Source organism: Lutibacter sp. (assembly GCF_013139515.1).
Lineage (GTDB): Bacteria > Bacteroidota > Bacteroidia > Flavobacteriales > Flavobacteriaceae > Lutibacter.
Genome location: NZ_WTAR01000060.1, coordinates 1 through 7,592 on the forward strand (window position 1 = coordinate 1; position 7,592 = coordinate 7,592).

7 protein-coding genes and 1 pseudogene are annotated in these 7,592 nt (G+C 28.0%); 1 reads left to right on the forward strand and 7 read right to left on the reverse strand.

Annotated features, from left to right (window positions below; translation table 11 throughout):
* Positions 1-501: O-methyltransferase (locus GQ540_RS06065; protein WP_291798823.1), on the forward strand; the 501-nt coding region annotated here is incomplete at its 5' end.
* A gap of 2 nt (positions 502-503) precedes the next feature.
* On the opposite strand, the gene GQ540_RS06070 is transcribed toward GQ540_RS06065, so the two are convergent.
* From GQ540_RS06070 to GQ540_RS06100, 7 genes and pseudogenes are all read right to left on the reverse strand, one after another.
* Positions 504-1,055, reverse strand: a complete 552-nt coding sequence (locus GQ540_RS06070; protein ID WP_291798826.1) for a phosphatase PAP2 family protein — start codon at positions 1,053-1,055, stop codon at positions 504-506.
* A 2-nt stretch (positions 1,056-1,057) separates the two neighbouring features.
* Complete coding sequence (locus GQ540_RS06075) at positions 1,058-1,375, reverse strand: twin-arginine translocase TatA/TatE family subunit (protein ID WP_291798829.1); 318 nt, start codon at positions 1,373-1,375, stop codon at positions 1,058-1,060.
* A gap of 71 nt (positions 1,376-1,446) precedes the next feature.
* A complete protein-coding gene (locus GQ540_RS06080) occupies positions 1,447-3,918 on the reverse strand; it encodes a hypothetical protein (RefSeq protein WP_291798832.1) in 2,472 nt (823 codons plus the stop codon).
* Complete coding sequence (locus GQ540_RS06085; protein ID WP_291798835.1) at positions 3,915-5,693, reverse strand: carboxypeptidase-like regulatory domain-containing protein; 1,779 nt, start codon at positions 5,691-5,693, stop codon at positions 3,915-3,917. Before GQ540_RS06085 ends, GQ540_RS06080 begins: the two co-directional genes overlap by 4 nt.
* Positions 5,694-5,702: 9 nt before the next feature.
* The gene (locus GQ540_RS06090; RefSeq protein ID WP_291798838.1) at positions 5,703-6,164 is read right to left on the reverse strand and encodes a hypothetical protein; all 462 of its coding nucleotides are present in this window, start codon (positions 6,162-6,164) and stop codon (positions 5,703-5,705) included.
* Positions 6,165-6,216: 52 nt separating this feature from the next.
* On the reverse strand, positions 6,217-6,669 hold the full coding sequence (locus GQ540_RS06095; RefSeq protein ID WP_291798841.1) for an RNA methyltransferase: 453 nt from the start codon (positions 6,667-6,669) through the stop codon (positions 6,217-6,219).
* Positions 6,666-7,592: pseudogene (locus GQ540_RS06100) on the reverse strand (DNA mismatch repair protein MutS); the annotation flags it as partial. The gene GQ540_RS06095 and the pseudogene GQ540_RS06100, both read right to left, overlap by 4 nt.

Sequence of the window (7,592 nt, forward strand, 5' to 3'; positions counted from 1 at the left end):
GTATTATCTATGATTTCTAAATTAATACAACCAACCACAATTTTAGAAATAGGAACTTATACAGGATATTCAGCTTTATGTTTAGCTGAAGGAATACAAGAAAGAGGTGCACTTTATACAATTGATAGAAATGAAGAGTTAGAAAGTTTTTCAAAAAAGTATTTTGATAAATCACCGTATAGAAATCAAATAAAACAATTAATTGGAGACGCTATTGATATTATTCCAACAATTGATAAAAAATTTGATATGGTTTTTATTGATGCTGATAAATCTAATTATGCTAATTATTTTAATTTAGTAATTGATAAAATGAATTCAGGAGGTGTTATTTTATCGGACAACGTACTTTGGAGTGGTAAAGTTGTTGAAGAATTAAACCCTAAGGATATTGATACCAATGAATTAATAGCTTACAATAAATTATTAAATTCTGACCCTAGAATTGAAACAATTTTATTACCAATAAGAGATGGATTAACAATTAGTAGAGTGAAATAATATTATTTTTTAAGCATAAAAACTTTAATTATTTTATAAAAAACAAGTGCAAGAACATACCCTAAAAACATTCCAAAAACAATATCAACTGGGAAATGTGCAGCTAAATATATGCGACTATAAGCAAATAACATTGGGAATAAGAATATTAAAAATATGAATTTATAGTGTTTTTTTAATACCCAAAAGGTAATAAACGCAATGGTAAATGAAACAGCTGAATGACCTGACACAAAACTAAAATCATTTTGTTCAATTAAAACTCTTATAGTATTATTTATAGAAACATCATTTATAGGCCTAATTCTTTGAACAGCGTTCTTAATAAGATTTACAATAATTAAAGTTGTTGCAGTATTTAAGGCTGTGATTACCATAATTATTGAAGCTTTTTTAACTCCAAGAGCTTTATAACCAAGAAAAAAAATGATAAAAAATAGAGGAATCCAATGAAGAGGATTTGTAATAAAAAGCCACAAAGTATCCCAAGTTAATGAGCCTTTAGAATGCAAGAAAAGGAGTAATTGTTTATCGTAGTTTATAAGAGTTTCCAAGATTATTTTCCTCTCTTAATAGGACCAGTAATATCATCAACAATTTTATCTTTTATTTTAGAAACAGGTCTGCTAAAATCATCAAATTTGTCGTTCACTTTACTGATTTCATCTCTTACTTTAGATGCAACATCTATATCGAGGTTGTTTTTCTCAGCACTATTTTTTATTTCACGCTTTATATCATTGGTAGCATCTTTAACTTGGCGCATTCCTTTTCCTAAACCACGAGCAATTTCAGGAAGTTTATCAGCACCAAATAACATAACTACAATAAGTAGTATTACAAATATTTCAGCTCCGCTAATAAATAAAAACATGATAAGTTATTTAGATTGCAAAGATAGTTAAAAAAATAGTTCAAAATAGTATTGAAACTACTATTGAAAAGTTAAAACCCAATCAGGCTCGTTTTATAGTTGGTGTTAAATAACAATCCGTTTCCTGAAAATCCGTTAATTATAAATTGATATTCATTAGAAAACTCATTGATTGGAATTTTAATAAAAACCTCTCCTTTTTCATCTGTTTGAAGATTGTTTTTCCAATCTATTTCCGACCAATTATAAGCATCTTCGGTATAAATATTATATTGTGGTTTGTAATAGTCATTGGCTCTATCAAAACCTGTAAGTAATATTAGCTCTTCATAAAGGTTTTTTCCTTCTTCTTCAAAATATTGATGATTTCCTTTTTTACGGTAAATTTTAATAATACCACCTGTACCATCAATACCACCACCTGCACCCGATTTATTGATTAAAATTTCATCTATATCGGTCATACTTAATTCCTTTAACATTTCAATATCACCATCACGATTTAAACTTATACCGTCTAAAAATATTTTAGGAGGATATGTATTATCTGGATTCATATTTTTACCTACGAAAGTGACACGGGCATTTCTAAGAGAAATAAAATATCTTCCAGTATAAGTACGCTTTATATACCCTAAAGATGTAAAGTATTCAAATATTGTTTGAAAAGTAGTTTCCATACGTTCTGTCACTTTTTTATTTTGATAAAAACTTGGAGCTAATACTTTGTGTTTATGCGCTAACTCATTTTCTTTATCATAAAAAGTTTTCTCTTTTTTTGAAACAACAGTTTTAAGTGTAATTTGGTCTAACACTTCAATACTAGGATATAGTTTATAATTGCTTACAGTTAAGCTTTCTGAAGTCTCTATTAAATTATTACCAACCACATAGTCGGGCTTTATGTAATTATGAATAAGAGACTTGTAATTTTTTGTTTCTGGTTTATCTTTATTAAAATTGATATTAGTGGGCTTTACTATAGGTTCACCTTTTTTTATTAAGGAAATTTTCACATTACCACCTTTATATGCATATACATTTTTAAAATTGAATTCTTTATGCTCATTTAATTTACTAAAATCAACGAGCCTATTCTCTTTTGATAACATTCCAATATCATACCCCTTTTTAATTTTCTTGAGGTTTCCTTTCACTGTAAAGCCACTTTCAAATTTGAAACGTTCTTTCGGGTTTATCTCTTTAATTTTTTCTTCCAAAGAATAAGTACTCCAACCTTGATTTAGTAATAATAAATCTAAAAATCCCTTTTTATTTGGGTTGTTGTTTTCAAAATAATAAGCAGGGTTTTCTATTGTTCCTTTAACATAAGGACTTAGTAAAAAAGCACTTTTAATTGTTTGATTTTCATAAAAATTCTTTGCATTTTTTGGTAGTACAGAAACACTTAATTGAGATATCTCAGGATTAAAGTTTGAATTGATAGTTTTAATTTTAAAACTAGTAGAATCGTTTTTAGTTTTAAGTTTATTAATTAAAATAGCCGTTTGTTCATTAGGTTTATCTACAAAAAATTTACGTTCAGCAATAGGTTGTTTGTCTTTAAAAAGTGTTACAATGTTTACTCCATTTAAAAATTTACCTTTATCAAAAACAATTTTTTGTGTAGTTTCCTCACTGTTAATTAATGATAATGAAGCAGCTTGGCTTATGTAGTTATTTCTGTAAAAAAGTAATGATATATTAGACTTTTGTAAAGTAGGCAATGTTTGAATATTTGTTTTTAAAGTTAAAACAATATGATTTTCATGAGTATTATCTAAACTAAAAATAATTCCGGTTTTATTAGCTTTTGGGAGTTCAAGCTTTTGAATGGTATTGTTAATTTTTATAACAGCAGTATAGGTTTCATTTTCAGAATAAGTAAATTTGCATTTTCCCATACCAAGCATGTTTCCTTCAAAATCTGTAATCTTTAAACCTTTAGAGTTTGTTATTTCACCAGAAAAAGGAAAGCCTTTACCGTTAATTAATGCTTTTATACTCAAGGTGTTTTTAACATTTTCTAATAAATAACCACTTTCAGGGAATAATTGAATATCATAATTATTACTGTATTGTTGTTGTTTTATTTCTTTTTTAAGTTCGGAATTTATGATTTCAATTTCTTGAATAAACATGTTCTCTTTACCAAAATTTCTCATATAATTAGTAAACCCTTGAACGAAATACTTTCCACTCTCCAAATTGTCATCTAATAAGAAATCACCATTTCCCACACCATTTTGTATAAATATTGTTTTTTGTTGAATTACATTTCCTTCAATATCAACTAAGTTAATATGAAGATTACTTGTATAAATAGAAGGTTTATTTTCAGCATCTTCAGCAACATAAGCTGTCACCCAAATTGTTTCATTTGTAAAATAGCTACTTTTATTTACATGTAAAAAAACTTTTTCTCTATATAAAATATCTTCCTGAAGGGGTTTAATAATTGTTTTGAATACTTTTTCTTGTGAAAAAACTGAAGTATAACAAAGGATTAAGAATAGCGGTAAATAAGTAATTTTTGTTTTCATAGTTTTTTTAGCTTTTGTTTTATTTTTTCAGACCATCTGACTAAGTTTTGAAAGTTTGTGCCTTTATTGGTGTCGACAGTCAATTTTTTAACTTTTAAAGTAGCCTCATTAAATTTTTGTTCACATAAAGTTTTAGCTTCTTCAAAAGAACTACTTTTAGAAAGCTCAGCTTTTAACTCTTGATTATAAATTTCATAAACATTAAAAATTAAATTGATGTACATTAATTTATGATTGATACGATTGTTTGAACAAAAAGAAGAGTTTCTATCAAATAATGTTTTAGTGCTGAATTGTTGTTCGCCTAATTTGTTGATGTACACATCTAACAGAAAACTAAAATTCAATTGTTCATCTATTTCAGATTTGTTTGGTTTTTGTTTGATTTCTGAAATAGAAAAAGCTTCTTTATCAACAGCTTTTGTGGCACCTTGTTTATAAGCTTTTCGATCGATTGTTTTACCCTCTTCTTTTAATAAATTGAACTTAATATCAGGCCATTTTAATGAATTGTTTTCTTGCCAAGCGATTATTGAAGGGCGTATATATTGTAAATAATCTGAAGGTATAGATGTGTTATAATTGATTAAGTACCCATATTTTTTAAAAAAATCTAGAGACATTTTTTCTTTATAGCTCTTCGGAAATTGATAATTTAAATTCCAAAACTCCTCTGATGCTTGTAAGGCTCTAATTTTATCATAATCATTATTAAAGTTTATATTATTTGTAAAATACGGCACTTTAAAAGGATTGTCATAATCATAAAAATAAAGCAAAGAATTTGACGTAATAATCTCAAAATTATCTTTGGAACGATAGTTCATTGTAAACTCAAAATCTATGGATTGAATTTTATCATAATCATGTGGGTTAAAGTTAATGTTTAGCTGAATGCTTTTTGGAGTTACCGTATCATCTTCAATAATAGATGACAAACCACCGGCCACTATATCTTCACCACGTAATGATATTTTTTTAATGGTTAATGATTTTTTGTTAAAAATAATTGTGCCAGATAATAAGCGTCCGTTTGCTCTTTTAGGAACAAACGAAATAGAGATGTCTTCAAAGTCACAAGAAATACACGCATTAATTGTTACTTTATACTTTGCTTTAATTGCTCCTAAAGTTAAATTACCAGGGTATAAAGGGAGTATTTGCTTATTTTTTTTAAATAATTGAAAATCTTTTAAAATATCTGTATTGTTTAAACTATAAAAAGGAAACGTTGCATTTTGACCAAAACGACCACTTTTTAATTCTAAGCCCATAATTCCTTTTGATGCATTTTGCTCGCTATTATAAAACCCTTCAATAGTCTCAATTGGAACACCTCTTGCCGATGAGGTTAACGTTAGGAATGCTTTGCTTTTAGTAATTAGTTGTTTGTTTCTATATTTCTGAATTAAACTATTTAAGAGGTTATACGTATAGTTTTTATCCTTTTTTGCAACAACTAAAACTTGATTTAAACGAAATGTGTTTGCCGCTAAATATAATTTTGAATGTTCTTTAAAATACGATACAGCTACTTTTTTAGTTTTAAACCCAATAAATCTAACCTCTAAAGAATCTAGAGCAAACCTATCATAAATTTCAAATTTACCATCTTCATTCGTAATCGTATAATAGTTGTGATTACTTATAATTTTTATGGTTGCATAGGGTAGCGAAGTTTTTGTTTCTTTATCATAAATAAAACCTTCAATAATTGATTGCGAAAAAGAAATAGTAGTTATTAATATAAATATAAGAAGGGTAATTTTTTTCATAGATAGCTTTTAATTTTTATAACGGATTTCAATTATTTGATTGTTGAATTTCAAATAACTGGGTTCTTCTTTTTCGGGAAACATAAAAACGAGTATTTTTATACGATTGCTTTTTGGTTTAATTTCAATCTCTGAACTTTTTATTAATAAACCTGATGTTAAAAACCACTCAGCTTTATATTGTGTATCTGTTTTGTAGTTATATAATAAAAAGTCGTCAAAGTTTAAAATTTGTGCTTTTTCACTATTATTAACAAAATTCATATCAATTAGCACAAATTTATCTTTAGAATTTGCTTGCCATTTCCCATTAGATGTTGGAGTATCTGAAATGGATTTTCGTTCTTCAACTTTATTTATAGAAAAATCAATGGTATTTGTATAATTGTATGTTTTGGAAGATACTTGAGTAATTGAATAACAAGAAGCAAGTATTAATGATACAATTAATAGGAGTAATAGTTTTTTCATAGGCGATTTTTTGACCATTTAAAAATAATCAATAAAAAGTATGTATCAAAAACTATTCCATTTTAGCTTGCCTATCATACATAACAATACTTCCTGCAACTGAAACATTTAAACTTAAAACAGATTTAAATTTCACTAAAAAGTGCGATTTTTCAATTGCTGCTTTTGATAAACCATGGTCTTCAGCGCCTAATAAATATACACACCTTCTTGGATGTTCAAACGTTTCTAAAGGAACTGCTTTTTCGTCTAATTCAACTCCTACAAGCATAGCGCTTTTGGGTAGGTTTTTATAAAAATCATCAAATGTATCGTAATGAAAATAAGGCATTGCTCCAGTTGCTTTGTGGGTATCACAAGCTTGTTTAGCATATCTGTTTCCAATTGTGAAAATAAAACTAGCACCCATATTTTGTGCAGAACGCCATAAAACACCCAAATTTTCAGGAGTTTTACCATTTTGAATTCCAATACCAAAAAAACCTTGTTCTAAGTTGTTTGTCATTTTTTGTTGGTTAGCATTCTTTTAATTTCATTCAATTTCATTAATGCCTCAATTGGTGTAAGCGCATCTATGTTGATAGTTAAAATTTCCTCTTTTATATCTTCTAATAAAGGATCATCTAATTTAAAAAAGCTTAGTTGCATTGCTGAATCTGAAGCATTTTTTAATGTTTCCTTTACATCAGTATTCGTATGGTTTTTTTCTAGTTGCTTTAGCATTTTACTAGCTCTATGAACTACCGCAGTTGGCATACCAGCTAATTTGGCTACGTAAATTCCGAAACTATGCTCACTTCCACCGGGAACTAATTTTCGTAAGAAAATAACTTTGTCTTTCAATTCTTTTACTGAAACGTTGAAGTTTTTAACACGCTCAAAAGTATTGGTCATATCATTTAACTCGTGGTAATGTGTAGCGAATAATGTTTTTGCTTTTGAAGGATGTTCATGTAAATATTCGGCAATTGCCCAAGCAATTGAAATACCATCGTAAGTACTGGTTCCGCGACCAATTTCATCTAACAACACCAAACTTCTATCAGAAATATTGTTCAAAATACTAGCAGTTTCGTTCATTTCAACCATGAAAGTTGATTCACCCATTGAGATATTATCACTAGCGCCTACACGAGTAAAAATTTTGTCAACTATTCCAATTCTGGCATTTTGAGCAGGTACATAACTTCCCATTTGAGCTAGCAAAACAATTAAAGCTGTTTGACGTAATATAGCCGATTTACCACTCATATTTGGACCGGTAATCATAATAATCTGCTGCTGATTTCTGTTTAATACAACATCATTTGCAATATACTCTTCACCAATAGGTAATTGTTTTTCTATTACTGGGTGACGACCATTTTTAATTTCTAAATCGGTAGTTTCGTCTAACTGAGGACGAACATAATTATACTGTTTTGCAAT

Bases quoted from the DNA above. Each gene is read 5' to 3' on its own strand.
- GQ540_RS06075 (WP_291798829.1), bottom strand. From the start codon at position 1,375: ATGTTTTTATTTATTAGCGGAGCTGAAATATTTGTAATACTACTTATT.
- GQ540_RS06080 (WP_291798832.1), bottom strand. From the start codon at position 3,918: ATGAAAACAAAAATTACTTATTTACCGCTATTCTTAATCCTTTGTTAT.
- GQ540_RS06085 (WP_291798835.1), bottom strand. From the start codon at position 5,693: ATGAAAAAAATTACCCTTCTTATATTTATATTAATAACTACTATTTCT.
- GQ540_RS06090 (WP_291798838.1), bottom strand. From the start codon at position 6,164: ATGAAAAAACTATTACTCCTATTAATTGTATCATTAATACTTGCTTCT.
- GQ540_RS06095 (WP_291798841.1), bottom strand. From the start codon at position 6,669: ATGACAAACAACTTAGAACAAGGTTTTTTTGGTATTGGAATTCAAAAT.